The 25485-nt window shown below is 65.0% G+C and carries 26 protein-coding genes; 6 read left to right on the top strand and 20 right to left on the bottom strand.

Annotated features, from left to right (window positions below):
• Positions 1-22: 22 nt before the first annotated feature.
• The 4 genes from HZF05_RS06260 to HZF05_RS06245 all read right to left on the bottom strand — a co-directional run bounded on the left by HZF05_RS06260 (position 23) and on the right by HZF05_RS06245 (position 3682).
• Positions 23-1240 (bottom strand): cytochrome P450, encoded by a 1218-nt coding sequence (locus HZF05_RS06260; RefSeq protein WP_246331641.1) that lies wholly within the window; start codon positions 1238-1240, stop codon positions 23-25.
• A 59-nt stretch (positions 1241-1299) separates the two neighbouring features.
• Entirely contained in the window at positions 1300-2463 is a 1164-nt protein-coding gene (locus HZF05_RS06255) for an acyl-CoA dehydrogenase family protein (RefSeq protein WP_160363505.1), read from the bottom strand.
• Entirely contained in the window at positions 2463-3170 is a 708-nt protein-coding gene (locus HZF05_RS06250; protein ID WP_246331639.1) for a GntR family transcriptional regulator, read from the bottom strand. Before HZF05_RS06250 ends, HZF05_RS06255 begins: the two co-directional genes overlap by 1 nt.
• Positions 3171-3235: 65 nt before the next feature.
• The gene (locus HZF05_RS06245) at positions 3236-3682 is read right to left on the bottom strand and encodes a nuclear transport factor 2 family protein (protein WP_160363504.1); all 447 of its coding nucleotides are present in this window, start codon (positions 3680-3682) and stop codon (positions 3236-3238) included.
• 154 nt (positions 3683-3836) lie between these two features.
• Between HZF05_RS06245 and HZF05_RS06240 the strand changes: the two genes are divergently transcribed.
• The gene (locus tag HZF05_RS06240; protein ID WP_343046842.1) at positions 3837-4382 is read left to right on the top strand and encodes a TetR/AcrR family transcriptional regulator; all 546 of its coding nucleotides are present in this window, start codon (positions 3837-3839) and stop codon (positions 4380-4382) included.
• A gap of 2 nt (positions 4383-4384) precedes the next feature.
• Here the strand turns inward: HZF05_RS06240 and HZF05_RS06235 are convergent, their stop codons facing one another.
• From HZF05_RS06235 to HZF05_RS06200, 8 genes are all read right to left on the bottom strand, one after another.
• Positions 4385-4924 carry a VOC family protein gene (locus HZF05_RS06235; RefSeq protein WP_160363503.1) on the bottom strand — a complete coding sequence of 180 codons (540 nt, stop codon included), beginning with the start codon at positions 4922-4924 and terminating at the stop codon, positions 4385-4387.
• 25 nt (positions 4925-4949) lie between these two features.
• Entirely contained in the window at positions 4950-6215 is a 1266-nt protein-coding gene (locus tag HZF05_RS06230) for a hypothetical protein (RefSeq protein ID WP_160363502.1), read from the bottom strand.
• Positions 6212-6988, bottom strand: a complete 777-nt coding sequence (locus HZF05_RS06225) for an SDR family NAD(P)-dependent oxidoreductase (protein WP_160363501.1) — start codon at positions 6986-6988, stop codon at positions 6212-6214. Before HZF05_RS06225 ends, HZF05_RS06230 begins: the two co-directional genes overlap by 4 nt.
• A 4-nt stretch (positions 6989-6992) precedes the next feature.
• Positions 6993-8195: a sulfotransferase family protein gene (locus HZF05_RS06220; protein ID WP_160363500.1), complete on the bottom strand. Its 1203-nt coding sequence runs from the start codon at positions 8193-8195 to the stop codon at positions 6993-6995.
• 103 nt (positions 8196-8298) lie between these two features.
• Positions 8299-9375 carry a TIGR03857 family LLM class F420-dependent oxidoreductase gene (locus tag HZF05_RS06215; RefSeq protein WP_160363499.1) on the bottom strand — a complete coding sequence of 359 codons (1077 nt, stop codon included), beginning with the start codon at positions 9373-9375 and terminating at the stop codon, positions 8299-8301.
• A 58-nt stretch (positions 9376-9433) separates the two neighbouring features.
• Positions 9434-9892 (bottom strand): nuclear transport factor 2 family protein, encoded by a 459-nt coding sequence (locus HZF05_RS06210; protein ID WP_160363498.1) that lies wholly within the window; start codon positions 9890-9892, stop codon positions 9434-9436.
• Between the two features lie 9 nt (positions 9893-9901).
• Entirely contained in the window at positions 9902-11092 is a 1191-nt protein-coding gene (locus tag HZF05_RS06205; RefSeq protein WP_160363497.1) for a DUF1214 domain-containing protein, read from the bottom strand.
• A 112-nt stretch (positions 11093-11204) separates the two neighbouring features.
• Complete coding sequence (locus HZF05_RS06200; protein ID WP_160363496.1) at positions 11205-11831, bottom strand: glutathione S-transferase family protein; 627 nt, start codon at positions 11829-11831, stop codon at positions 11205-11207.
• 158 nt (positions 11832-11989) lie between these two features.
• Here HZF05_RS06200 and HZF05_RS06195 point away from each other — a divergent pair, with 158 nt between their 5' ends.
• The gene (locus tag HZF05_RS06195) at positions 11990-13648 is read left to right on the top strand and encodes an FAD-dependent oxidoreductase (RefSeq protein WP_160363495.1); all 1659 of its coding nucleotides are present in this window, start codon (positions 11990-11992) and stop codon (positions 13646-13648) included.
• Between the two features lie 78 nt (positions 13649-13726).
• On the opposite strand, the gene HZF05_RS06190 is transcribed toward HZF05_RS06195, so the two are convergent.
• The 4 genes from HZF05_RS06190 to HZF05_RS06175 form a co-directional block, all read right to left on the bottom strand.
• The gene (locus HZF05_RS06190; protein WP_160363494.1) at positions 13727-14026 is read right to left on the bottom strand and encodes a hypothetical protein; all 300 of its coding nucleotides are present in this window, start codon (positions 14024-14026) and stop codon (positions 13727-13729) included.
• A 104-nt stretch (positions 14027-14130) separates the two neighbouring features.
• Entirely contained in the window at positions 14131-14931 is an 801-nt protein-coding gene (locus HZF05_RS06185; protein WP_160363493.1) for an SDR family NAD(P)-dependent oxidoreductase, read from the bottom strand.
• A 129-nt stretch (positions 14932-15060) separates the two neighbouring features.
• Positions 15061-15450 carry a carboxymuconolactone decarboxylase family protein gene (locus HZF05_RS06180; protein WP_160363492.1) on the bottom strand — a complete coding sequence of 130 codons (390 nt, stop codon included), beginning with the start codon at positions 15448-15450 and terminating at the stop codon, positions 15061-15063.
• The gene (locus tag HZF05_RS06175; protein WP_160363491.1) at positions 15447-16328 is read right to left on the bottom strand and encodes an NAD(P)-dependent oxidoreductase; all 882 of its coding nucleotides are present in this window, start codon (positions 16326-16328) and stop codon (positions 15447-15449) included. The genes HZF05_RS06180 and HZF05_RS06175 overlap by 4 nt, the downstream gene beginning before the upstream one ends.
• Before the next feature lie 186 nt (positions 16329-16514).
• Here HZF05_RS06175 and HZF05_RS06170 point away from each other — a divergent pair, with 186 nt between their 5' ends.
• The gene (locus HZF05_RS06170; RefSeq protein ID WP_160363490.1) at positions 16515-17660 is read left to right on the top strand and encodes a protein kinase family protein; all 1146 of its coding nucleotides are present in this window, start codon (positions 16515-16517) and stop codon (positions 17658-17660) included.
• A gap of 101 nt (positions 17661-17761) precedes the next feature.
• Here HZF05_RS06170 and HZF05_RS06165 read toward each other — a convergent pair whose 3' ends face one another.
• On the bottom strand, positions 17762-18289 hold the full coding sequence (locus tag HZF05_RS06165; RefSeq protein ID WP_246331635.1) for an ester cyclase: 528 nt from the start codon (positions 18287-18289) through the stop codon (positions 17762-17764).
• 173 nt (positions 18290-18462) lie between these two features.
• Here HZF05_RS06165 and HZF05_RS06160 point away from each other — a divergent pair, with 173 nt between their 5' ends.
• Together HZF05_RS06160 and HZF05_RS06155 are read left to right on the top strand one after the other, a co-directional pair.
• Entirely contained in the window at positions 18463-18915 is a 453-nt protein-coding gene (locus HZF05_RS06160; protein WP_160363488.1) for a nuclear transport factor 2 family protein, read from the top strand.
• Between the two features lie 14 nt (positions 18916-18929).
• Positions 18930-21266 (top strand): membrane-bound PQQ-dependent dehydrogenase, glucose/quinate/shikimate family, encoded by a 2337-nt coding sequence (locus HZF05_RS06155; protein WP_160363487.1) that lies wholly within the window; start codon positions 18930-18932, stop codon positions 21264-21266.
• 5 nt (positions 21267-21271) lie between these two features.
• Here HZF05_RS06155 and HZF05_RS06150 read toward each other — a convergent pair whose 3' ends face one another.
• The 3 genes from HZF05_RS06150 to HZF05_RS06140 are packed head-to-tail and all read right to left on the bottom strand — an operon-like array spanning position 21272 to position 24531.
• Positions 21272-22180: an SMP-30/gluconolactonase/LRE family protein gene (locus HZF05_RS06150; protein WP_160363486.1), complete on the bottom strand. Its 909-nt coding sequence runs from the start codon at positions 22178-22180 to the stop codon at positions 21272-21274.
• A 33-nt stretch (positions 22181-22213) separates the two neighbouring features.
• Complete coding sequence (locus HZF05_RS06145; RefSeq protein ID WP_246331633.1) at positions 22214-23386, bottom strand: hypothetical protein; 1173 nt, start codon at positions 23384-23386, stop codon at positions 22214-22216.
• Positions 23386-24531, bottom strand: a complete 1146-nt coding sequence (locus HZF05_RS06140) for a sulfotransferase family protein (protein WP_160363485.1) — start codon at positions 24529-24531, stop codon at positions 23386-23388. The genes HZF05_RS06145 and HZF05_RS06140 overlap by 1 nt, the downstream gene beginning before the upstream one ends.
• Positions 24532-24721: 190 nt before the next feature.
• Between HZF05_RS06140 and HZF05_RS06135 the strand changes: the two genes are divergently transcribed.
• The gene (locus tag HZF05_RS06135) at positions 24722-25480 is read left to right on the top strand and encodes a tyrosine-protein phosphatase (protein ID WP_160363484.1); all 759 of its coding nucleotides are present in this window, start codon (positions 24722-24724) and stop codon (positions 25478-25480) included.
• Positions 25481-25485: the final 5 nt, after the last annotated feature.

Below are 25485 nucleotides of genomic sequence, written 5' to 3'. Positions count from 1 at the left end.
GAGCCTCCACCCGGCCCCAGTTTCACCAGACCAGCGGCAGCGCGACGGGCTGGATCATGCCCATGTGGCAGACGACGGTATGGTCAGGCTTCAGCTTGAAAGCCGGAACACGCGCGAGAAATTCCTCCATCGCGATGCGCAACTCGCGGCGGGCGAGATGCATACCGATGCAGGTGTGGATTCCGAACCCGAAGCCGACATGGCGCGGCTTGCGATCCAGCCGCACGTCGGCCGGGTTGTCGAATTCCGCCGGATCGCGACCGGCAAGCGTCGTCGACATCGCCACCTTGTCCCCCGGCATGAAGCGGATGCCGGCGATCTCGGTTTCCTTCCTGCACGTGCGGAAGGTGGTCACCGCGCCATAGGCCCGCATCAGCTCGTCGATCGCGTGCGGTATCTCGGACGGATGGGCGCGCAGCCGGGCCTGATCGTCGGCATGGGTCGCGAGGTGCCAGAATTGCAGCCCCATGTTGGTCGAAACCGTGTCGAGGCCGCCGATGAACAGGTTGAACATGAAGCCGATCAGCTCGTCCTGGGTCAAAGGGCGATCGCCGATCTTGTTGTTGACGCCGAAGGTGATGAGATCGTCCCGCGGGTTCTGGCGCCGGTCCTCGATCTCCTCCGCGAGATAATCGACCACTTTCTGCGTCGCAGCCGCGATCTTGGACAGATCGTGATTGTGGAGCAGGTTCATTTCCCAGTCCATGAACTCGGCGACGCGATCGTGCGGCAGGCCCATGAGGTCCATGAACACCTTGATCGGGAACTCGAAGGCGAAGTCGGCCATGAACTCGCATTCGCCCTTCGCCGCGAAGGCATCGACATACTCCGCGGCATAAACGCGGATCTTGTCCTCCAGCGCGGCCATCGCCTTGGGCGTGAAGGCCGGGTTGACCATCTGACGGAACGGGCCGTGCGCGGGCGGATCGAGCTCGGCCGGCGAGTTGATCCAGTTGGCGCCGATCAGCTTCGAGAAGGGCGAGAAATCGGTCGACGAGAAATGCTCGGTATCCAGGTAGATGGTGCGCAGCGTCTCCATGCGGCGCGGCACCCACGCGGGCTGGCCGCCGGGATAGGCGAAGGGCGCATAGATGATATCCGGCCCTTCGTGGATCGATGCGGCGAGATCGTTGAACGGGTCCCTGTCGGTCGTCAGGCCGAAGATGAACGGGAAATCGGGCTTCACCAGTTCAGGCGGCACGTGGGCCGGAATGACCGGCTCGGGGAACATCATGTTCATCGGCATCTCTCCGCTAATCGTTCGGGACTCCCGCGATACTCCTGCGCGCGCACCTATCTTTAGAAGGAACGGGGCAGGCCCAAGCTCTCTGCAATGCCGTTACGCACCATCTCGTTGGTGATCGGCCCGATCCGCCACAGCCGGGAGTCGCGCCAGTAGCGCTGCATGTCGGTCTCGGCGGAATAGCCCATGCCGCCGAGGATCTGGATGCCCAGATCGGCAGCGGCGTTCGCGTTTTCGGAAGCCATCAGCTTGAGCATGTTCGCCTCTTGCCCGACATTCTCGCCACGGCTCTGCTTGTCGGCGCAATAATGCAGCATCAGCTCCGTCGTCTTCTGCATCGTCGCGATGTCGGCGACGTAATGCTGCAAGATCTGGAAACGACCGATGATGCCGCCGAAGGCCTTGCGCTGCTTCATATAGTCGAGCGCGTCCTCGAGCACGCCGTCGATGACCCCGAGGCAGAAGGCGCCGACCATGATGCGCTCATTGTTGAGTGTCGGAAGCAGCATGTACCAGGCCTTGTGCGGTTCACCCAACACAGCTTCGTCAGGCACGAAAGCGTCGTCGAAATGAATCGAGCACGAGCCCATGGAGCGCATGCCGAGCTTGGCGAGTGGCGTGATCGTGATGCCGGCGGTCTTGGTCGGAACCCAGAACAGGGTGAGGCCCTGATGCTTCTTTTCGGCATTCCTGTCGCTGCGCGCGATGACGAGGAGATAGTCGGCGACATGCGCCGACGAGCTCCAGATCTTCTCGCCGTTCAGCTTCCATCCGCCGGAAATCTTCTCCGCGGTCGTCGCCATCGCACCGAGCAGATCGGTGCCGCCAGCCGGCTCGGTGAAGGCGATCGCGGCCTTGAGCCGGCCGGTGGCGATCAGCGGCAGATATTCCCGCTTCTGTTCCGGCGAGCCATAGAGGCCAATCGACTTGGAACCGGCGAACGAGGTGATGCCCCAGATCCAGGCGAGGCCGCCGAGCGAGCGCGCCAGCTCGCGGGCGAGCAGCATCTGCATGACGACGTCGCCGCCCTGACCGTCATAGTCCTCGGAGATACCGATCCCGTGGAAGCCGGCTTCAGTGAACTTGTCCCACAAGGCGAACGGGTAATTGTGCTCGTCCTTCTCTAAGGATCGCGCCCACTCCTTGGGGACTTCCTTGTCGATCCACCGGCGGACCATATCCTGGAACGCGCGATATTCTTCCGGGAGCTCGAAATCCATCAGGCCACTTTCTTTGATTGGGGCTTGGCGGTGCTTCCGGCAGCCGTGGCGAGCTGGAACAGTCGCCTTGTCAGCCGGTCGAGATGGGAAAGCACCTCGGGATAGGCGCCTTCGCGGAAGGCGCCGAGCATGGCTTCATGCAATTGCAGCCCGTTCTCGGAGAGCGTCTCGCGCCCATGAAGCAGAATGAACCGCGCGATCAGGGAGCGGCGATCGAGCGTCGAGCGCAGCAGCTCGCCATTGCCGGACGCGGTGATGAACACGGTATGGAAGGCGTGCCCCGCCCGGATCGCGCCCAGAGCGTCGTCTTTGGAAAGCGCGACGCGATAGTGGCTGATCGCCGCTTCGAGCTCGGACTGTCCGGCCCGCCCTACCTTGGGCATTCCCCAGACGTATCCCAATCGCCAAAGCTCTCCCTGGACGAGGAACAGGTCCGCCATCGCCTTGCTGTCGATCGGCGTGACCCGCTTCAGACGGCGGGCTTCGATCTCGATCAGCCCTTCGGCCGCCAGATCGCCGAGCGCCTCGCGGATCGGCGTCGCGCTCACGCCCAGCCGGTTTGCCAGCGCGGTGTCACGCAAAAGCTCACCCGGCTTCAGCATACCGAGAATGATGGCATCGCGCAGACGCTCGATGACGGCCTGTCTCAACGTCAGGGGAGATGCACCCCATCCAGCAAACTCACCATCGCCGATCTGGTCCAACATCCATCCCCCCATCTGCGGCCCATGGAGCAGAACTCTGCTTTTCACAAGTATATTCTATAGAATATTTAATTTTGACGTGGTGCAGCGATCCGTCGGCCGCCAATCGGGCCGAACGCCCGTTCGGTCTCACGCAGATCCAGATATTCGCGGACGGCGACGACCCGGTCGGCCGTCAATGTGTACAGATGGTGATAGTGGTTCCGGTAGGCTCGGCCGTCCGCGAACACGAAGTTGCCGTGCGCCTCGACGGCGACGCGATCGTCTTCGGCGGTGGTGCCGATGATGTGCGTTTCCGCAACCTGGGCATCGCCCAGCAGGTGCTGCAGCTGCTGAATCACGTTTTCGCGGTCGAGCACGCCGACGCCGAGCACCCACCACGTCGCGGTCGGCGCGATGATCTCCCTGATCGTATCGGCGTCGCAGACGTCCATCGCGCGCATGAGCCGCAGGATGGTCGCCCGATTGCGATCGGCCAGCTCCTGCCCTCCATTTACGATCCCGTCATCAGTCATGCCGCTCTCCCTGTCGCCTAGCCTCGTAAAGCGCTTGCTGGAAAAGCCGCCTGCCCGACGTTAAGATCGGCTTGTGAGCCAAGCCACCTTCGTCGCGCGCCCTCGCGGTCGGCGCCCGTCGTCCGAAGGCCCCGCGCTCGATCGGGATCGTCTCGTGCGCGTCTTGCTGGACATGGCGCGAAGCGGCGGAATCGATGCGCTGAACATCCGTTCGGTCGCGCTGGCGCTCTGTGTGTCGCCGCGACTGATCTACAACCATGTCCGCGACAAGGAGGACATGCTCGCGCTGCTGACCGACGAAATCCTGCGGGATCGCATGCCCGACCTCAGCGCCACGGACTGGCGGACAAGGCTTCGCAATATCGCCGCCGCAGTCCAAAGTGCCTATCGCGACTATCCTGGTTCCGCTGCGTTCATCCTGTCGCGCAGCGCCAACCGCCTCGGGCAGCCCAACGCCCTTCGTGTGCGGACAGCGATCTTCGGCGCGCTCGAGGAGGCGGGGCTCGATAGGCATCGCCAGGAAGAAATACTGGTCCTGTTCTCGGTGATCGTGCTCGGTAGTGTCGTGGTCGCGGAGAGCCTGCCATCCGACGAGCGCGACATGGCGATTGCGCGCGCACGGGCGGAGATGGCGTTCGGACGCGGCACGGACATGCTGATCCAGGCAATCGAGCTCGAATCGATCGCCTGCCCGGGCTGACATCAGGTGATTTCGCCGAGGCGATCCATTCCGCGCACCGGATCGGTCGCCCCGTCCCATGAAAGATGCGCGCGGTGCATTCGACCCAGCGAATCCTCCATCGCTGGCGAAATCTCCATCAGCTCCACGTAGCTGCCGTCGGACGAGCGCGTATCAAAGAGGCAGAATCGTTCTCCGCTCGGCATCCGGCCGCTGAACGCGATCTCGTGGCCCTGACCGGACAGGCGCTCGACGCCCTCGTCGTAAGGCACGCGCAGCATGACATGATGATAGCCACGACCTCGCGCCTCGAGCATCTCTGTGAAGACCGATGGCGTATCGTTGGTCTGCTGGAGCAGCTCGATCAGCAGCCCGCCGGTGAAGCCGAAGGCGACGCGCATCGAGACTTCGGTGGGTCGTCCACGATATATCTGCCCAGGCAGAACCGGCACGTCGAACACGAAGAACGGTCCTGCCCCGATGGTCCGTGTCCAGTGATCCAGCGCCGCGTCGATGTCGTCGACGACTTGGCACAGTTCGAGCACGGTTCCTTTGGGCTGCATCGTCGTTCCTCCCCCGATCGAACCCCTATGGCAACCATTGGCCGGCGCGCGTCCGCGTACCGTGCGATCGGGCGCGCCGCGCAAGCTGTCGTCGTCGGCCCGCGATATCGATGCGCGGGACGGCGGCGTGAACGTCCGCCTCGATGCGGTCGAGTGCCACGACACGCGTTTCTCGCAGAAAACGCGCGGGATCGGCGGAGGCCGGCACGCCTTGCCAGCGGATCAGCATCCAGCCCTCGGCCAGGTTGGTCGTATCGATCCAGTTGGCGAGGCCCGGATCGACGGCGGCGAGCGCGAAGGTCAGCGTCCCGTCCGGATTCGGCTCGACCTGGCTCGTGTTGAGGCTCACCAGCCGTACCATCGGGTCCGGCGAGACGGTCCAGGGATCCGAAATCTGGAAGCCCGTGTAATAGGAGCCGGCCGGATCGGTGGTGACGATCAGCGCTTCGTCCGCCGCGAGCCGGAATCGACCGCCGGCAAGATAGCCCCAACCCCCGTCGCGCCCGTTCGGCCCGGCGAAGCTGTTGAAGGGAGGCGGACCGAGTAAATCGTCCTTGAAATGGCTCCAGAACGTCACCCATGCGGGCATGTCGGCAACCACCGTTGCGGCGATCTCGTCCTCCGTTCGCGGGGTGTGGTCTGTCGGCGGATCGAGGCGGCGCACCGAAACCTCCGCGGGCACTTGGTCCCAATCGCGCTGGCTGTCACGGGTATAGACCTGGATACGCGCTCCGGGCTCGGTCTTCAGGTGGAAGCGACCGCCCTCGCCCGGCCCGACGGTTATGATCACAGGCTCTCCCGGCGCCGAGCCCTCGGTCAACTGCTGGAGGGTGTAGGCCCCCAGGTTGCGACCCAGCCCGGCATGATGTTCGGGCTCGACCTCGCAGACGATGCTGAATTGCGGTGGATCGGCCGAAAAACGAATCGTGATCTCATACGTCCCGTCACCGTCGATCGGGATCTCGCGGTTGAAATTGTCGGGATTGTCGATCGCCACTGCGGCACCGAGATAGACATGGCCGTACCAGTCACGCGGCGCGTTGCTGATGTTCCACACAACCCTGGGATCGATCGTGTCGCCGTTGGCCTCCCGCATGACCAGCCCCAGAACCCACTGGTCGAGCGAGCGATCGAGGCCGGCGATGCCGTCGAGCGTTGCGGCGAGCGGGTCTTCGAGCATCGCGCGCCGCGCCGTTTCGCGCGCCGCGCGCACGTCCTCGCGCTTGATCAGTCGCAGGGCGAGTTTCTCGGCCGCCGCCTGATCGTCGGTCCAGAGCGGGTTCGCGGTCACGAGATCGTCCCCACGCGCCCGCCCTCGGTGAACACGGTGCTGCCGGTCGTGTAGCTCGATCCGTCGCCCGCCAGCAGGATCGCGGCGCCAACCGCCTCATCGGCCGCGCCGAAGCGCTTGATCGCATTGCGCTCGGCGAGGCCAAGGCCCTTGTGAATCTCGGCCTCCTGCCCGTCCGGACTCATCGAACCGACGCACAGCGCATTGACGCGGGTGTGCGGCGCCAGGGCCTTGGCGAGCGAGCGGGTGAGGAACGCGAGCGCCGCCTTGCTCACGCCATAGGCCACCGCAGGCGGGATCGGCGTGAAACCTCCGCAGCTTTGCACCGAGATGATGCTGCCCTTGCCGTGGGCCTGCATGTCGTCCGTGGTCATCTCCGCCAGCCGCCAGGTGGCCATCAGGTTGACGTCGAGCGCGGTCTTCCACACGTCGTCGGTGTTCGCCCACAGGCCGCCGTCCCTCGCATAGACGACACCGGCGGCAGCATTGTTAAAGACGATGTGGATCGGCCCGAAATGTTCGTGCGCGGCATCGACGAGCCTTTGCAGGGCCGTCCTCTCGCCCGCGTCGACCGCCACCGCGCGGGCCCGGCCGCCGTCGAGTGCGTTGATCTCGGCAGCGATGCGATCGAGCTTGTCCTGCGAGCGTGCCGAGATGACGACGTTTGCGCCGAGCTCGGCGTAGGCCTTGGCGACATGCTCGCCAACGCCCGGGCCGACGCCGGTCAGGATCGCAGTGCGACCGTCGAGCCGGAAGCGGTCAAGTGCGCTCATGCCGTCAATCCTTTTGGGCGGGCGTCAGGAAATGGCCGAAGCGCTCGTAATAATCGGCCAGGCGTTCGTGGACCTCGTCGGGGTCGATGCCATATTCGGCGGGGCTGTGCTTATGACGACCGAGCCGGCCGGCGCTGGCGCTCTCCGAGCGGAAGCGGACGATCCGCGCGCGATGCTCGTCGGTGAAAGCCAGGCCGAAGCGATCGTAGATGCGCTCGATCGCTCCCACCGGATCGGCGACGATCTCCGCATGGCCGAGGTCGATGATGCGGCTCTCGATGTCCGGATGGTCGAGCCGCGCCCGCGTGCCGCGCGCAAGCCCGGCGCTCCACATGTCGAAAACGCCGCGCCCTATCGCCGTCTTGTCCTTGTCCGCTCCGAAAGCAGCAAGGAAGCCGGCGATCATGCTGGAAAGCGACGAGAGCGTGAGCACCGGATCACGATGCGTCCACACCAGCATGGCGCCGGGATACGCCTCGACCAGCCCCGGCAGATCGAACAGATGCTGCGGCGATTTCAGGGTCCAGCGACCCTTCGGGCCTTTCCACTGGAATTGCTGGAGCAGCCGCTTGTGACTGACATACTGCCCCTCGGCCACCGTCTCCCGCAGCCATTTGGCGAAATCGGGAACACCGAACTCGGCCGGGAAATTGCTGCTGGCGAAATGATACATCATGCCGTGATTGCACTCGCCCGGCTGCGTGCAATCCATCCGCTGGATGTCGGCGAGCTGCGGCGCGTGTTTCAGCCAATTCTCGTAGATCGCCTGCACCTGCGCGATCCGCGGATCGCTGTCGAAGGTCGCGATCTCCGGTGCGGGCCAAGGAACGTACCATTCCCATTCGGTCGGCGCGCGCGCGGCGGGATCGAGGCAGAGCAGATCGTAGGTGATCGTCGTGCCCGTGCGGGGCAGGCCGCAGACGACCAGCGGAACCCCGACATCCTGCCGCGCGATCTCGGGATGAAGGCGATCGTCCTCGGCGAAACGCAGCCGCGTTTCGAGCAGCGCGAGAATGCGGTGATGCGCGGACGCCCGCAGTTGTGGCGGCGGGTCCATCGCCTCCACGGCTTCCACCAGCTTGCGATAGCCGGTCAGGAAACTTCGATCCGCGCCGAAATCGTCGAGCGCGGTATTCGCCCTCGCCTCCGCGATCAGCGCGTCGGCGTCGAGCGCCGTCGACGGCTCCGCCGTTTCAGCATCCGCCATGCAGCATCCTCTCCATCGCTCGGCCGATCCTTCGCCCGGCTCTTTATCAACAGCGTTTATTTATGACCCGCCACCGCTGGTCAAGCAACGGCAGAGTCCCGAATCAGAGACCCTTCGCCGCCAGGGCGCGTTTGAGCTCGCCGACCAGCGGACCCATGTCCTTGGGGGAGGATCCGTGCAGCAGGATTTCGTCGGCACCGGCGTCGAGATAGGTCATGAGCTGGTCGGCGCATTGCGCGGCGGTGCCGACGGCGGCGCCTTCGTCGATCCACTTCTGCGGGAGTATTTTGCCGACTTCGACCAGTTCCTGACGGGTATAGGCCTGGTCCGCCGGCTTGCCGTTGAGCGAGGCGATCTGCGGGTGCGCGCGGATCTGATCCAGCACCGCCTTGTCCCAGCCGTTGATGTCGACGATCATGTCGCCGAAGCCGGGCAGCTCGAAATAAGTGATCGCGCGGCCGCGCACGACCGCGGCCTCCTCTTCCGGCGGGAGATCGGGCGCGACGATGATATTGTGATAGATCCGCACCGACATCGGGTCTCGGCCGGCCTTTTCGGCGGCATCGCGCACGATCCTGGTGCTGTTGCGTACGCCGTCGGGTGATACGAACGGGTGCAGCAGAACGCCGTCGCAATGCGTGCCGGCAAATTCTAGGGACTTAGGGCCGATCGCGGTGAAGATGATCGGCGGCGTCGACCCATCATGCTTGTCGGTCAGCTTGATCGCCGGGAATTTGCCGAGGATGCCCTCGTAGTTCACCGTCTCGCCCGCCCACAACCGGCGGATGATCGAGATGGCGTCGGCCAGCCGCTCCATCGTCACCGCGGGGGCGCCCAGCATCTTCATGTAGGCCGGCACGGCGCGCGCGAACATCAGACGGAAGCGATCGCCGCTCATCGCCTGCATCATGTTGGCGACGCTGGCGGTGACAAGCGGGTGACGCATGGTCGCATAGAAGGTGCCGGTGATGCGGATCTTGGAGGTCGCCTCGCTGACCGCACCCGCGAGCACGGCCGGCTCCTTCAGGGCATAGCGTTCGGATATCCACACGCAGCCGAGGCCGATGCGCTCGGCCTCGATCGCCTCTTCGATGCCACGGCGGGGATCGTTGACCCGGCCGGGCAGGATATAGGTGCCGAACTTGTCGAACAGCGCCCGGGCGCCGGCTTCCTCGCTCATCATAGATCCTCACAGCTTCTCATCGCCGCGCGATGGGCGCACCGCCGCCCGCGCGCGCCTATCCCGCGGCAGGCTCGGGGTGGACTTCTACATGAAGGCGCGTCAGCTGGAGATGCGCGATCTTCCAGGCGCCATCCCGCTTCACGTAGCGTTCGCGATAGTGGCCGTAGCCGGTGATCGAGGCGACGCCGGGCACGGGGCATTTGCCCGGTGCCCAGACGACCCGGTCCTGCATCGGGGTGATCACATCGGCAGCATCCTCGCCGTCCAACGTGATTTCCGAAAAGTGGATCTGGTGCGCGGACTTGGCATCGGCGACCGACCAGCGAATGCAGTCGATCGCGGCTTCCCGCCCCTCGAAGGGGGGCTTTCCGGTATCCTCGGACACATCGAGCACGATGTCTGGCGCAAAGATGCTTTCCAAGCCCTGCCAGTCCTTGCTGTCGAGGAAGCGGCAATATTTGGCCTTCACGGTGCGGATCGCGTCATATGCTTCCAGCTTTGTCAGGACGTCCATTTGCCTCTCCTACCAGAGCGTGCGCATGTGCCCGTTGATGCGCCGCCGGCGGAGCATCGCATCGCGCTCTTCGGTCGATACCTTTCTTGTGCCGGGCGGCAGGTGCGACAGGACCTCGTCGACCTTGACCTTCTTGATCGCCGGCGTCGGCCGCTGGTCGGTATCGAACCAGCGTCCCTGTATTGCACCGCGCGGATAGCCGGCGGTGTCCAGCCAGTTGTGCACCCCCGGATCACGCGCGGAGATCACCGCGCGGAAGACCCGATCGCTGTCGACCACGGCCTGCGCGTCGTTAAGGCTGGACTGGTTGTTGTACCAGTCGGTCGTCTCGTACAGTTCGTTGGTGAGGATCAGCGACCAGTAACCCACCTCGTCGGGGATCGCGACCTCGGTGATCAGCGCCTCGTCCTCGGCGAGATCATAGGCACCTTCGTAATAGGATTGGCGCTGCAGCCCGCTCATCTGCGAGAAATCGACGACCTGGAGCTGGTTGAGCAGCGTCTCGCGCATCTTCTCGACCTTGTCAGGGAAGGCGAGCGCGCATGTGCGCGTGGTGAAGGGAATCTCGGCGAAGCGCGCGGCGAGCTGGGCGAGGCTGGGACGCCCCTTGGGAGCCGGTGTGTCCAGCCGGTCGATGCCGAAGCGCGGCTCGCGCTCGTCGCCCCAGCGGCACCCGACGATGCGCAGCATGAACTTCTCGCACTCGGGGTGCAGCGGCCACCACGCGCCGTCCCAGTCAGTGGGCTTTTCCGGCGAGATGACGACATCGAAGCGGCCGTCGGAATCGAGCGGAAGCGTCTTGAAATCGTTGGTGTCGAGCGCGGGATGATGCTGCCCAGTGCGCAGCGTGTCGGGGCCGAGTTGCGCGAGCACCATGAGCCGCACGTCACCACGCTCACCGTGCAGGCGATAGCTCCCGCCCTTGCCGATCAGCGCGGCCTTGTAGATCGTGTCCGAGTTCGGCTGGAAGATGTTCTGCACGATGTTGAGCTCGGGCACGAACATCGGATGCTCGCGATCGTGGATGATCGCATCGTTGGTCGTCCGCAGCAGGCCCATCAGCAGGAGCCGGACGGACTCCTGGCGGACATGGGGATCGGCCCGCAGCCGTTCGGGCAGGCGTTGGCGCATCTGCTCGCCCAGCGGACGGAGATCGTCCAGCAGCTGCTCCCATTCATAGACGCCCTGCTCGTCGCTCATCGCTGCCTCCGACCGAATCTGAAACGTCAAACCTCTAAGGCGGCCTCGCCGGCGACCCAACCGCCAACGAACGCCCCAACCTGCCACCTCTGTCGCAATGCTGCCCGCCGGCCTAGCCGACGTAGATAAAGGGGCCGCCCTTTTCGATCGTGGCGCGGAATGCGGGGCGGGCCTCGAGCCGCTCCAGCCAGGCGACTATGTTGGGATAAGCGGCGATGGAGCCCAGGAACCGTGCCAGCGCGGGAACGAAGCTGGCCTGGATGTCCGCCGCCGAAAACCGATTGCCGAGCAACCAGGGCCCGTGCGCGAGGATGCTTTCGAGATAGCCGAGCACCAAAGCATATTCGCGCTCGGCTGCTGCATCGAGCTCACCTGTCGGCAGGCCCGCCATGCGGGCATAGACGCTCAGCAGCACGGGCGTCATGCCGCTCGCGACACCGATCTCGAGCAGTTCGAGATAGCGCATATAGTCCTCGCCGGTCGGTGCCGGCGCGAGGCCTCCGTCCCCATAGCGGGACAGTATGTATTGCGTGATCGCGCCGGATTCGACCATCCGCCGTCCTTCGTCTTCCAGGATCGGCGCCTTCCCTATCGGATGCAGCGCCTTCATTTCCGGCGGCGCCGCCATCGTCTCAGGAACGCGCTGGTAGCGGACGAGGCGATAAGGCAGACCAAGTTCCTCCAGCAGCCACAGGGTCCGTTGCGACCGGGAATCGCTGAGATGATGGAGCGTGAGCATGGTCGGGCGTCCTCGGCAAAGAGTGAACGTATCGTGATGCAGCGCATTCTTTGGCGAGCGAGCCGCCTTTCCAAAGGCAGGTACTCCATGCACGGGCCTGACTAGCGTGCACGATCGAGAAGAGCGGCCGACCACGGCTGCCAAACGACGGAGACCCTATGAGCGCGCAATGGGATGCCATCATCGTCGGTTCGGGCGCGGCCGGGCTGACCGCCGCCGTCACGGCCGCGCGCAAGGGCCTCAAGGTTCTGGTGCTGGAGAAAACCGACCTGTTCGGCGGCACCACCGCCATCTCCGGCGGTGGCATCTGGATCCCCGGCAACCATCACCAGATCGCGGCGGGCATTCCCGAGCCAGCCGGCGCGGCGCGCAACTATGTCGCGACCCTCGTCGGCGAGGGCCTGGAGGGCGAGGTGCTCGACGCCTATCTGCAGGCCGGGCCGGAGATGGTGCGTTTTCTCGAGGACAAGACCGAGGTTCGGTTCGCGCTGGCCGATCACTCGCCCGACTGGCATCCCGAGATCGAGGGCGCGAGCATGGAAGGCCGCCTGCTGCGCCCGCTCGAATATCGCACCCAGAAGCTCAACGGCTATCTCGACGAATTGCGCGATCCGCGCAGCGAGTTCAACGCGCCGGTCGGTTTCATGGTCGATCTGCCCGATCTGCCGCATCTCGATCAGATGAAGTCCTCGCCCAAATCGATGATCTACATGATGAAGATCGTCGCCCAATATGCCTGGGACAAGATGCGCGGGCGGCGGCGCGGATCGCGCATCACGATGGGCAATGCCCTCGCCGCGCGGCTGTTGCGCTCGGCCCACGACGCAGGCGTGACGCTCTGGCGCAATACCTCCGTTCTCTCGCTCGATACCGGCCCGAACGGCGTTACCGGCGTCACCGTGAGCCGTAATGGCAAGACTGAGACCCTGAAGGCGACGCGCGGCGTCGTGCTGGCGACCGGCGGCTTCTCCAGCAACGAGCAGTTGCGCCGCGCCTACATGCCCTATCCCGATCAGCACATCTCGATCATGGCCGGCTGCAATACCGGCGACGGCATGAACATGGGGCTGGAAGCCGGCGGCGTGACCGGCGGCGAGAATGTCGCCAACGGCGTCTGGTCGGTGGTCTCGACGATGAAGAAGCCGGACGGCTCGACCGCCATCTATGCCCACCTCATCGACATGTCGAAACCCGGCTGCGTCGCCGTCGACAAGAGCGGCCAGCGCTTCGGCAACGAGGCGTCGAACACCTTCGTCGACTATATGCACAAAGCCGGCGCGGTGCCGGCGCATCTCGTCGCCGATGCCGCGTTCGTCAAGAAATACGGTTTCGGCCTGTCCCTGCCGGGCGGCGGCGCGATCAAGAAGCTGGTCGCCGCCAGCTATCTGATCGAGGCGCCGACGCTGGCCGAGTTGGCCCGCAAGATCGGTGTCGACGCGGCGGGGCTCGAAGCGACCGTCGCCAAGATGAACGGCTATGCCGTGACCGGGATCGATCCGGACTTCCACAAGGGCGACAGCGCTCTCGATCGCGATCTGGGCGATTATCGCCACGCGCCGAACCCCTGCCTCGGCCCGATCGCGAACGCTCCCTTCTACGCCATCCGGATTTTCCCGGGTGACGGATCGACCACCGTGGGGTTGCGCATCGATGGCGAGGCGCGCGTGCTCGATGCGCAGGGCGAGGCCATTCCCGGGTTGCGCGCAGCGGGTCTGGATGTCCATTCAATCTGGCGGGGCAAGGCGCCTGCCCACGGCTGCAATGTCGGGCCGGCGATGACGCTGGGCTATATCGCGGCGAGAGGGCTCGCCGCCTGAGGGGCCGCCCGTCACGGGATCGTGTCGAGCCGAGCCACCTTCAACCGGCGCGAAACGACGGCGCGCCCCCGACAGGACTTACTTCCCCTTGGTGACCTGTGCGTAAGTCAGGCTGGTCACGAAGCTCGTTCCATTGGTCGAAGAGAGAGTGGACACGGGAACGTAGAGAATCCCTTGGTCGCTGAACAACTCGGCCGTGATCAGAGTGCCGTCCGGGCCCTTGTCCAGCTGATCGATCCGCCCAAGCCGGTGACCGTCGGAAGAAGACAGCATTCGACCAACCTTGACGACCGCCGCAGTCGCGGGTGCTTGCGCGATGGCGGCCGCAGGATAGGCAAGGGCAAAGCCGAGGAAAGCCACTTTCAGCACGTTATGCATAATTTGTCTCCATGTTCATTTGTCGCGATGCACAAACAAACATCGAGATGCAATGAAAAAGCCATGCGTCAGTCGCGTGCGACCGGGTCATCTGTTCTGCGGGATCAGGCCGCTGATTCCATGAAGGCCCTCAGATCGGCATAATGAGGCTGATGAACCAGGCCGCCGCCGGAGATCGAGATGTTTTCGCCGGTAATGTAGCGAGATTCATCCGATGCGAGGAAAACCACGAGCGCGGCGATATCGTCCGGCGTGCCGAATTCCGGCGTCAGGATATGACGCTTGATGATGTCCTTGAGACCCGGCACCGTCTTTTCGAGCGCTTCGGTCAGCACCACACCGGGCGCCACGCTGTTGCAGCGGACGTTCTGCGCACCGTGCTGCGTTGCGACATAGCGGGTGAGCGTGATGATCGCACCCTTGGTGGCGCCATAAGCGATGCGCGCGAGATCGCCGGCGCTTCCCGAGTTCGAGGCGGTGTTGACGATCGAGCCGCCGCCGCCCGCGACCATGTGCGGGATCGCGTATTTGCAGCCGAGCATGTAGCCGGTGAGGTTGATGTCGAGGATCTCCTGCCAGATCGGCAGAGGGATATCGACGGTCGTCGTGTCCTGCGGAGATTTGACCGGATCGGTCATCGCGGCATTGTTGTGAAGGATGTCGAGCCTGCCGAAATGCGAGACCGTCTTCTCGACCATCGCCTTCACCGACTCGGCGCTGGCCGCGTCGAACTGCACGGCGAGCGCGCTGTCGCCGAGCGGCTCCGCGACCCGGCGGGCGGATTCCTCGAACACGTCGGCCACCGCGACCCGCGCGCCTTCCGACACCATGCGCCGCACCACGGCACCGCCGATCCCGCCACCGCCGCCCGTGACGATTGCGACCTTGCCTTCCAGCCTCTTCATATCATCCGCTCCTTTGCTCGAGCATGTGCGCGCCCGCCGATGGCGGCCCACGCCCGCTTCGCCACCGACGTCCGCATCCTGGTAACTGGAGGCGAGCCCGGTCGATCCGCGCCCGCCGACCGACAGGCTTCAGCCTTCCTTTTTCTTGGCGACGTTGGCCTTGGCCGCCTCGATGCCCCGGTACAGCGCCGTGGTGTTGCCGGCGCCGGCGTAGAACAGCATGAACAACGGGATCAGCGCGAGCTGCTCGGGCGTGAACTCCTCGTTGATGAGCGCGCCGGTCATCTGCACCTCGATCAGGTCGGCGCGGCCCAGCATCGTGGTCGCGCCCAGCACCATCAGGCGCTTGTCGCGAACCGACATCGCCGGATCCGCCCACAGATTGCCGAACTGGTTGGCGACGATCTCCTGATTGAAGCGCACGTCCTTCAGCGGCTCCATCATCTTGTTGAAGCCGGGACCATAGACCTCGTCGACGACCGCGAGGCCCTTCTGCCACTGCTCTTCCGTCATCGTCATGCTTTCTCTCCCATCACGTCGGCGAGCCCGACGACCGCCATATCGGTCGCCTTGGTAAGCTCGATCAAAGGAACGCTGAAACCGAAATCCGCGGCTGCGGCGATCGCCGCGTCGAGATCCTTGATCATCAGTCCGCGGGTGTATTCGCGCAGCCCCGCCTCCTGCTCGCTCGCGGCGGGATCGGGGCGCGTCATGAGCATGAGCGGGCCGCCCACGCCTTCGCTGCTCGCATCGATCGCGTCGCTCAGCCGGTGGATATCGACGCCGGTGTTGCGGCACATCACCGCCGCTTCGTAGCCCGCGCGAAGGCAGCCGAACACGATCATGTTGCGCGCGATCTTGGCGGCCATGCCCGCGCCCGGTCCTCCCATGACGGCAACGAGCTTGGCAAAGCCTTCGAGCACGGGCCGCACGGCCTCCACCTCCGCGTCGGCGCCGCCGACCAGGCAGACGAGGCCGTTCTCGCGTGCCTTCTGGCCGCCGGTGACGCCGCAATCGATCAGCGCCACCCCGACAGCGTCGGTGATCTTGCGGATTTCGACCAGATCGTTGAGCGCGACGGTCGCGACCAGCACGATCTTGAGCCCGGGCCGCGCCTTGGCCAGCACGCCATCCGGGCCGGACAGGACATCGAGCGTCTGCTTCGCGCTGACAACCGCGATGATCACGACGTCCGCCGCCTCGGCCACCGCCGCCGGCGAAGCGGCGACCGTCGGAACGCCGTCGAGGCTTTCGGCCGCGTCCGGCCGGATATCGAAGACCGCGGCCAGATGTCCGCTGCGTGCAAGACAGAGGGCGACGCCGCTGCCGATCATGCCCAAGCCGATTACGCCCGCTGTCGTCATCAATGCCTCGTCCTTCATCGCTGCGTTCCGCATAGCGCCTGTCGAGAATCCGTCGCGGCCTGATTCGATCGCCACAACGGCAAATGTCGTTCATGGCTGCCATGCTCGCGACCATCTGCTCCCGCTGCATGCAGGACCGGGCGGCGCGCACGGCACCTTCCATCGGGCAGGTCTATCCGGATCAAGCCTTCTGAATGCTGTGGCCGAAGGAGAGATCATATGGCTGAAACATTGGCGGCAAGACCCGCGGCGATCGACCCGAACGTCGTTCCCCGGCCGTATCCGAGCCGCACCGATCCGCTGCCGAAGGGACGCTTCACCCCGAGCGCGGAATGGCTCGGCGGGCTCATGGCGAACAAATATCCCGACATCGTGGCGCACTCGATGGAGGTCGTGGAACTGTTCGACAGCCACACGACGAAGCTGCGCGTCGCGGTCGACTGGAATGGCGCCGGCAAGGCCGCGGGGCTGCCGCGCAACCTGTGCATCAAGTCGAACTGGTCGGGCCTTTTCGGCAACGTCGATATTCATGCGCTCGAAGCGCGCTTCTATCATTTCCTGACCGACAAGATGACCGCCACCACGGCGACCTGCTATTATGCCGACTGGGACGACGATGGCACCGGCCAGGGCGTGATCGTCCTGGAAGACCTGATCGATCGCGGCGGCAAGTTCGGGCACAGCACCCAGCATGCGGGAATTGACGGCGTCGCCAGCGGCCTCGCCGACGTGGCGAAACTGCACGCCGGCCTTTGGGACAGCCCGCTGATCACGCCCGAAGCGGCACCCTGGCTGCCGACCTCGATGGACGTGCCCGTCGATTACGATCAGGTGCGCATCATGTGGGAGTGGATCGAGAAGAATCTCGAAGATCCCAATTTCCGCGCGATCGCGCCGAAACATTATCTCGACGATCCACGCCGGGTCGAGCGGGCCTACGATCGGCTCGTGACGTTTGAACGCAACTTCCAGTCGCCTTATTGCGTGATCCTTGGCGATTGCCATCAGGGCAACACCTACATCCTTCCCGACGGCGAGCGCATGTGGCTTGATTGGCAGCTCGGCCGGCGCGGCCATCCGTGGCGCGACCTCACCTATTTCACCGTCGGCTCGCTGACAATCGAGGAGCGGCGCCAGAGCCACCGCGATCTCCTGGCGCATTATCGCGATTGCCTGATCAAGGAAGGCGCGACCAACGTCATCGGCCTTGACGAGATCTGGGATCAGATGCGGCGCTGGGTGATGTACGGCATCCAGGCATGGGTGGCGAACATGGATCATTGGGGCCAGAACGGCCTGCCGATGAACGAGCGGTTCTTTACGGCCGGCGAGGACCTCGGCACCTGGGCGCTGCTGGGCGAATGAGCGAGGCGACCGGTGCGAAGCCCGGCCGCTTCTTCGTCGGGCAAATAAAAAGGGCGCGCCCAACGGCGCGCCCTTGGCGTTTCCCGGAAGAATGAAGCGTCTTACTTGTAGGGATCTACCGGCTGCGGGACCTGGATCACCTCGAGGTCCTTGAGCATCGTCAGCACGTCCGAGATCGAATAGATGTGATCGATCTTATCGCCGCGGAAGCGCAGCCACGAGAACCAAACCACGTTGAGCTCGTTGCCGGTCGGCTGGACGCCCATGTAGGGGCCGCCGGTGTGCTTGCCATGGTGGTGGCACAGCACGCAAATCTCGTCCTCGCCACGGCCCCACGCCTTCAGCGTGCGATAGATCGATGGCGGGAATGTCTTGTAGAGGCCTTGCGGCGAAGTCTTCCAGACCTTGTACGTGCCCAGATCCGGACGGTTCGGGTTGTCGTAGGTCATGGTATCGACGTTGAAATACTCGTCCATCCCGTCCCAGTCGCCACGGTTGATGACCTCGTGCAGGTTCATCCAATGCTCGACCATGAACTTCTGGCGTGGCGTCAGCCCCGCGGTGATCTCGTCACGCTTTTCCTGGGACAGGACGAAATCGGCTTCGGTGAAGGCGGGAAGGCCCATCATGATCTCCTTGAAGCGCCGGGCTGGCGCGGCTTTGACGCGGCAGATCGCCGACGAACCGGATTTCTTTGAACAGTGGGCAAGGTCGGGCAACCTACCTTTGGAAAGGCCTCCCGGGCTTAGCTGCGTGCGACCTATACTCCCACAATATACCGACAAGCGGGAAAGGGTGCGGGATGAGCCTCAGCGTGCAGGAAATGTCCGATCGCTTCGAGATTCAGGATCTGCTCGTGGGTTATTGCTACGCCGTCGATTCGCGCGATTTTGACGCGCTGGATCGCTATTTCACCCCCGATGCCGTGATTGACTACAGCGAGATGGTCGGGTTCAGGGGCAGCCTCGCCGAAACCAAGGATTTCCTGCGCGGCAGCTTCGCCATCGTCACCGCCGCGCAGCATGCCGTATCGACGACGCGCTACGAATTCGACGGCGACATGTGCCGCACGAAGACGGTCTGCTACAACCCGATGACGGTCAGCAACGGCGCGCAGGAAGACACCGTGACGTTCGGCCTGTGGTACGTTCACGATCTCGTGCGCACCATTGATGGGTGGCGCATCGCGCGGCTCTATGAAGAAAAATGCTACCGGCTGAACATTCCTGAATGGCTGAGCGAAAAGGTCGCCTGATTTCCGTGGCCTCCATGGTCCGCTTTGCTCTCAACGCGGCTTTCCTCCTGATCCTCGCGGCGAGCGGGGCCGCCCTGCTTTGGATCGGGGGCAAGCTCGCCTTGTTGGACGGTTCGCCCTGGTATCTTGTTACCGGAGCGGTGATGGTCGCCACGGCGATCCTCGGCGCGATGCGCCGCCGCGCGGCGATCTGGCTGTTCTGGGTGTTCCTCGCAGCCAATCTTGTCTGGGCGCTGCAGGAGGTCGGGCTCGACGGATGGGCATTGGCCCCGCGACTGGCCATGCCGGTGTGTCTCGGGTTGTGGATGCTGACACCGTGGTTTCGCCGTCACATTGGCCTTGTCGCGCCACTTCCGGGGGGAAGGCTGCTGTGGCCGTCCCTTGCTCTGGCGATCCTGCTGATGGTCGGCACCACATTCTGGCTCGACCGAGATCCCGCCGCGACGACCACCGCCTATGGTCTGCCCCCCGCCACCACCGCCGATGGCGACTGGATCGCCTACGGCAACGATCGCGGCGGCTCGCGCTGGTCCCCGCTCCGGCAGATCACGCCGGCCAATGCCGCCGGCCTCAGGGTCGCCTGGACCTACCACACAGGACCGATGCCGCAGGGCGCGCATTCCGCCTTCGAGGCCAATCCTCTCAAGATCGGAGAGCGGCTCTATTTCTGCACCGGCTATAACGATGTCGTCGCGCTCGATGCCGAAACCGGGAAACAGCTTTGGCGCCATGCCGCGAAAGCCGACATTCGCGGCGTTTACGGTCTCTCCTGTCGCGGCGTAACCTACTACAAGGTGCCGAACGCGACCGGCTCGTGCGCCGAGCGTATCTATATGGCCACGGTGGACGCCCGGCTGCTCGCGATGGATGCCGCCACCGGAGCATCATGTCCCCAGTTCGGACAAGACGGTGCGGTCTCACTGCTCTCCGGCATGGGGCGGGTCGACAAGGGCTATTATTTCGTCACCTCGCCGCCAGCGCTGGTGCGCGGCAAGCTGGTGCTCGGCGGCTGGGTGACTGACGGCCAACGCGTCGGTGAGCCCGCCGGTGTGATCCGCGCCTACGACGCCGTGTCGGGCGCATTTGCCTGGGCCTATGATCCGGGCAAGCCGGATGATCATGCCGAGCCTTCCGCAGGCTCAAGCTACACGCGCGGCACGCCCAACAGCTGGGCGCCGATGAGCTCGGACGAGGCGCTGGGGCTGGTCTACGCGCCGATGGGCAACGCCACCCCCGATTATTACGGCGGCCATCGGACGCCGCTCGACGACCGCTTCTCGAGCGCCGTCGTCGCGCTCGACGCGAACACGGGCGCGGTGCGCTGGTCGTTCCAGACAACGCACCACGATCTGTGGGATTATGACGTACCGGCCCAGCCGACCCTGGTCGATCTTCCCGGCGGTGTGCCGGGGCTGATCCAGCCGACCAAGCGCGGCGAGATTTTCGTGCTCGATCGTCGCACCGGTCGCCCCGTCTTCCCGGTGAAGGAGCGCGCGGTGCCGCAGGGTGGCGTTCCCGGGGAGCGGCTGGCCGCGACGCAACCCTATTCCGTCGGCCTCCCCTCCTTCGGCGGCCCGAAGCCGAGCGAGGCAGGCATGTGGGGCCTCACGCCGATCGATCAGGCGCTGTGTCGCCTCCGGTTCCGCGAGGCACGTTTCGAGGGCGACATGACGCCGCTCGGCACGCACCAGCCGACGATCGTGTGGCCGGGCTATCTCGGCGGTGTCGACTGGGGCGGCATATCGGTCGACAAGGCGCGCGGCCTCATGATCGTCAACAACAACCAGGTCGCCAACTACGATCGGCTGATCACGCGCGCCGACGCCGATCGGATGGGCGTAAAGCCGATGAACGCCGAGCATATGAGCGACGTCGGTGGCCCGGTGGCGCAGCTGGGCGTGCCTTATGCGGCGCACATCATGCCCTTCCTGTCACCGTTGGCGATACCCTGCCAGCAACCGCCTTACGGCCGGATCAGCGCGGTCGATTTGCGAACCGGGAGGATCGCGTGGAGCCACGTTTTCGGCACCTCACGCGACAGCGGCCCGATCGCGCTGCCCACCTTCCTGCCGATCCCGATGGGCGTTCCGAACATCGGTGGCTCGGTGGTGACAGCGAGCGGCCTGATCTTCGTCGGAGCCACGCAGGAGCATGCCTTCCGCGCCTATGACGTGAGGACGGGCCGTGAGCTATGGAAGGCTCGCTTGCCGGCCGGGGGCAATGCTTCCCCGTCGACCTACTGGTCACCGAAAAGCGGGCGACAGTTCGTCGTGATCGCTGCCGGCGGACATGGCGCGATGCTGTCGGGCTACAGCGACGAGATCGTCGCCTACGCACTGCCGAAACACTAGCCAGGTCAGAAGGCGAGCGGCAGCCCCGGCGTATCCCAATCGAGCATGGCGACGCGTCCGCTGCTGCCGAGCGTGACATAGGCAGTCGTCAGGTCCGCCCCGCCGAAGCAGATGTTGGTGGTCAGGAAGTCGGGCATGTCGATCGCCATCGGCGCGCCTCCCCCCGCCGGAAAGACCAGAATCGCGCCGATGCCGGGCGAGGCGACGCATATTCGGCCCTGGCGATCGATGGCCAGGCTGTCGAGATACTGGCCCGCACCGGCCCGCCCGACGATCGTCGCCCCGCCCGGCATCTGCCCTGCCGATCGATCGACCACGCCGGGGGCCGAGAGCCGGAAGCTCAGCAGGTGCGCTTCGTAGGTCGTCGCGACGTACAGCGTCCGCCCGTCGGGCGAGAGGCCGATGCCGTTGGGCGCGTCGATCGGCGCGATCACTTCGCGAATGCCGCTGCCATCAGCCCGCGCATAATAGACCGCGCCGCGCATCCGGACGCGTCCGCGATCACGGCCGAAGTCGGTGAACCAGAAGCCGCCATCACGATCGAACACGATGTCGTTCGGGCCCCAGAAGGGTGTCGCCTCGCCATGCGCATAGAGCATCTCGAAAGCGCCCGTCGCCAGATCGACGACCTGGATCGATCCGGGCGGCGTGTCGATCGGCGCCTCCTGCGGCACGAGCGCACCGCCTTCGAGCTCGATATGGTCGAGGCCGCCATTGTTGCAGACGTAGCAGCGGCCGTCCGGGCCGATCGCGGCGCCGTTCGGCCCTCCGCCCAGCTCCGCGACGACCGATCGTGCACCGTCGGGCGCAATCCGGGTCAGACGGCCACCCAAGACCTCGACCACCATCAAAGACCCGTCCGCGAGCGCGATCGGGCCTTCCGGCAGCATCAATCCGTCGGTCAGGAACCGCATGCCTCTCGCCTCCGCATCGTCCGGCACCGTTCGCTACCAGCGGCGGCGCAGTTGCACCCCGGTCCGCCGCGCGCGAAGCCTGCGATCGCGTTCCTCCGCGCCGATGGTCGGCGTGTCAGTGGGCAGGTGGTCGCGAAGCGAGCCGATCGGGATCAACGTCAAAGTCGGCGCCGGCCCGCTCGACGCCTCGGTCCAGCGCAGCATGATCGCGCCCTCGCGCCAGCCGCCGGGATCGAGCCAGTTGGGGACGCCGGGATCGTCGGTCGCGATCACCGCGCGGAACTTGCCATCGCTGTCGATCGTCGCCTGGCCGCCGTTGAGGCTCGACTGGCGGTTCATCCAGTCGATCGTGTTCCAGACGAGATCACCCAGCTGCACGTTCCAGTAGCGCACGGTCTCCGGCAATTCGCTCTCGAGCAGCAGCACATGGCCCGGTTCGATGCGAAACAGGCCTTGGTAATAATGCTGCCCGGCGACCCCGCCCCGACCCGCCCAATCGTCATGCTCGAAGCGGTTCCACAACCCCTTGGCCGCCTGATCCTTGACGACGTTCATCCAAAGCCCCGCATAGCGCCGCGGATAGCCGGCGAGCGCCGTCAGCCGCTCCGCGATCTCGGCGGCCGTCCTTCGGCGCGGCGCGATCGGCTTGTCGATCCGCTCGATCGCGAAGCGCCCGTCGCGCCCGTCCCCCCAATCGTAGGCGGCCTGGCGCAGGTTCAAGGTCACGGCACGTGGATCGAGCGCGCGCCAGTTGCCCGTGCATCCGTCCGGCCGCTCCTGGCTCAGTACGAGTTCGAAGCGGCCGTCAGGCTCGATATCGATCGAGTCGAGGTCGATCGTGCCGCAGGACGGCCCGAGCTTGTCCATCACGCCTAGACCGCCTGCGGCGATGTCGATCAGCACGAACAGGCCATCGCCGCGCTCGCCGCTGATACGATACGCGCCAGCCCCGTCGATCGATGCCGTCGCATAGACGAAATCGGGATTGGTCATGCTGCCGTTGAGCACGGTGTTCACCGCCGGCACGAAATCGGGCAGGTCGGGATCGGCGAAGGCCGTGAAGAAACCGCCGGACAGGCCAAGAAACAGCAGCCGCAACGCCTCCTGCGACAGATCGGCGTCGACGCGATCCTGAAGCAGGTCGAGCACCTCGCCCGCACCTTCCATCGTGGCCAGATAGTCCAGCCAGCCGGGAAAATCCGCCATCAGATATACTCCCGGTAGGCGTCGATATAATCGCCATACACGGCGCGGACGTCGTCCTCCGTCAGCCCATAGTCGCTCAAGGCATAGACGTGCTTGCCATGCTTGCCCGCCGGGTTGTCGGCCAGCCAGCCGCGCACGCCGCGCTCGGTCTCCGGAGTGAACGGAATATCGGCAAAGGCGTAAACATCCTGCACTGCCCGCACCGGATCGGCGACGAGATCCTTGTAGCGCATGTCATAGACCGGCTTGTAAGGATGGGCCTTGCGATAGGCCATCATCCGCACCTGCCCGTCATGCCAGAGATGGAGCAGTTCCTGCCCGAGCGCGGCGCGATCCTGATCGGGGATGGCGACGCTGCGCAGCACCTCGAACAGACGGCAAATCGACGCCTGCACGGTCACCGGGTCGCGATGCGGCTGCACCAGCATCGCGTCAGGATAGATCGCGAACAGCGACGGCAGATGATTGGCATGCTCCTGCACCTTGAGCACCCAGCGATCCCGCGGATTGCGCCATGCGAGATGTTGCAGGAACATCTTGTGGACCGTGTAGGCGAACCGCGAATCCTGCTCGAGATACCAAGGGTAATAGTCCGGAATGCGGAACATGGTCAGCGGGTTGAGGCTCTGGAACGAGGTTTCCAGGATCATCCCGCATTCCTGCGGGATCCATGCCCCGATCGGATGCGCCTTCAGCATGTCCGCCCATTTACCGACGAAGGTGGCCGCGACATAATCGTCGAACGCCTGCGCGCGCGGGTCGTTGGCGAAGGTCGCGGCCTCCGGCGGGGGTGACGGGTTGGCGACCTCCCACGACATCGGCGTGCGCACCCCCGGATCGGCGCCGATCAGCGCATGGAGCAGGCTGGTGCCGCAACGGGGCAGGCCGAGGATGAACACCGGCCGGTCGATCACGACCTCGGCGATCTCGGGATGGCGGTGGCGATCGCCGTCGATCGCGGCGAGGCGGCGGAGATTGTCGCGAAACAGGCCGATCGCGGCGGCACGCCCTTCGGGGCTCAGCCCCGGCTCCGCATCGAGCGCGCGGAGCATCGCGTCGACACCCGGCATCACGCCTTCGCGCAACGGCTCGGACAGATCGAACTCGTCGACCAGCGCCATGGTCGCCACCGACGTCGCCAACATCCGTTCCTCCCTAGTCTTTCAAGCCATCTATCTCCGGCTTGGCGCCATGCGACCCACCTTCGGGCAGGTGAGTCAGCGGGTCGGCCACGGGCTTCTTGCGGTCGCGGCCGGAACATGCGGCGGCCCCTCTTGGACGTCCTGCTCCTGCAACATCGCAACGCTATCGCAGTCGAAAACGGAGAGACGAACAATGACCGAAGCTCTTTCCAGACTGAACTTCCGCGATGTCGGCGGCATACCGACGGCATCGGGCGGGATCGTCCGCCCGGCCATTCTGTATCGATCCGAAGGGCCGGCGAGCTTCGACGACGATCACCGCTCCGAATTGGCGGCGCTCGGCATCAAGCTCGTCTGCGATCTGCGGTCGGACTCGGAACGCGACAAGGATCCCAACGACTGGGCGACCGCCGCGCTATTGCTCAACATGGACATCACGGCCGATCTGCGGGTGATTACCAATGCCGGCTGGGCCACGTTGAAGGACAACCCCACGCTAGAGGCTGGCAAGCGTGCGCTCGCCACCAACTATTCGGAGATGCCGGCACAGATCCTGCCCAATCTCAAGATGCTGGTCGATGCAATCGTGGGCGGGGGCACCCCCATTCTGGTCCATTGCACCGCGGGCAAGGACCGTACCGGCGTCATGGTCGCGATCTTGCTCGCGGCGCTTGGCGTGCCGCGCGACCTGATCGTCGCTGACTATCAGCGATCGGAGGTGTTCGCGCTGAATATGCGCGCACGCGGTGGCGTGCCCGAGAAGTTCGAGGAGCATTTCGGCTTCCGCCCGAGCGAGGAGCTGATGGACGCGATGATCGGCGTCGATCTGGAATTTCTCGACGCCGCGCTCGACGCGGTCACGGCCAAATGGGGCTCGATCGAAAGCTTCTTTGCCGCCGGTGGCGTCGATGAGGCACAGCTCGATCGCTTCCGCGCCGTCTTCGTCGCCTAGACGGA

The organism is Sphingomonas chungangi (assembly GCF_013778325.1).
In the GTDB taxonomy this organism is placed as follows: Bacteria; Pseudomonadota; Alphaproteobacteria; order Sphingomonadales; family Sphingomonadaceae; genus Solisphingomonas; species Solisphingomonas chungangi.
The sequence above is the reverse complement of the archived record's forward strand: the minus strand, read 5'-3'. Positions and strand labels throughout refer to the sequence as shown.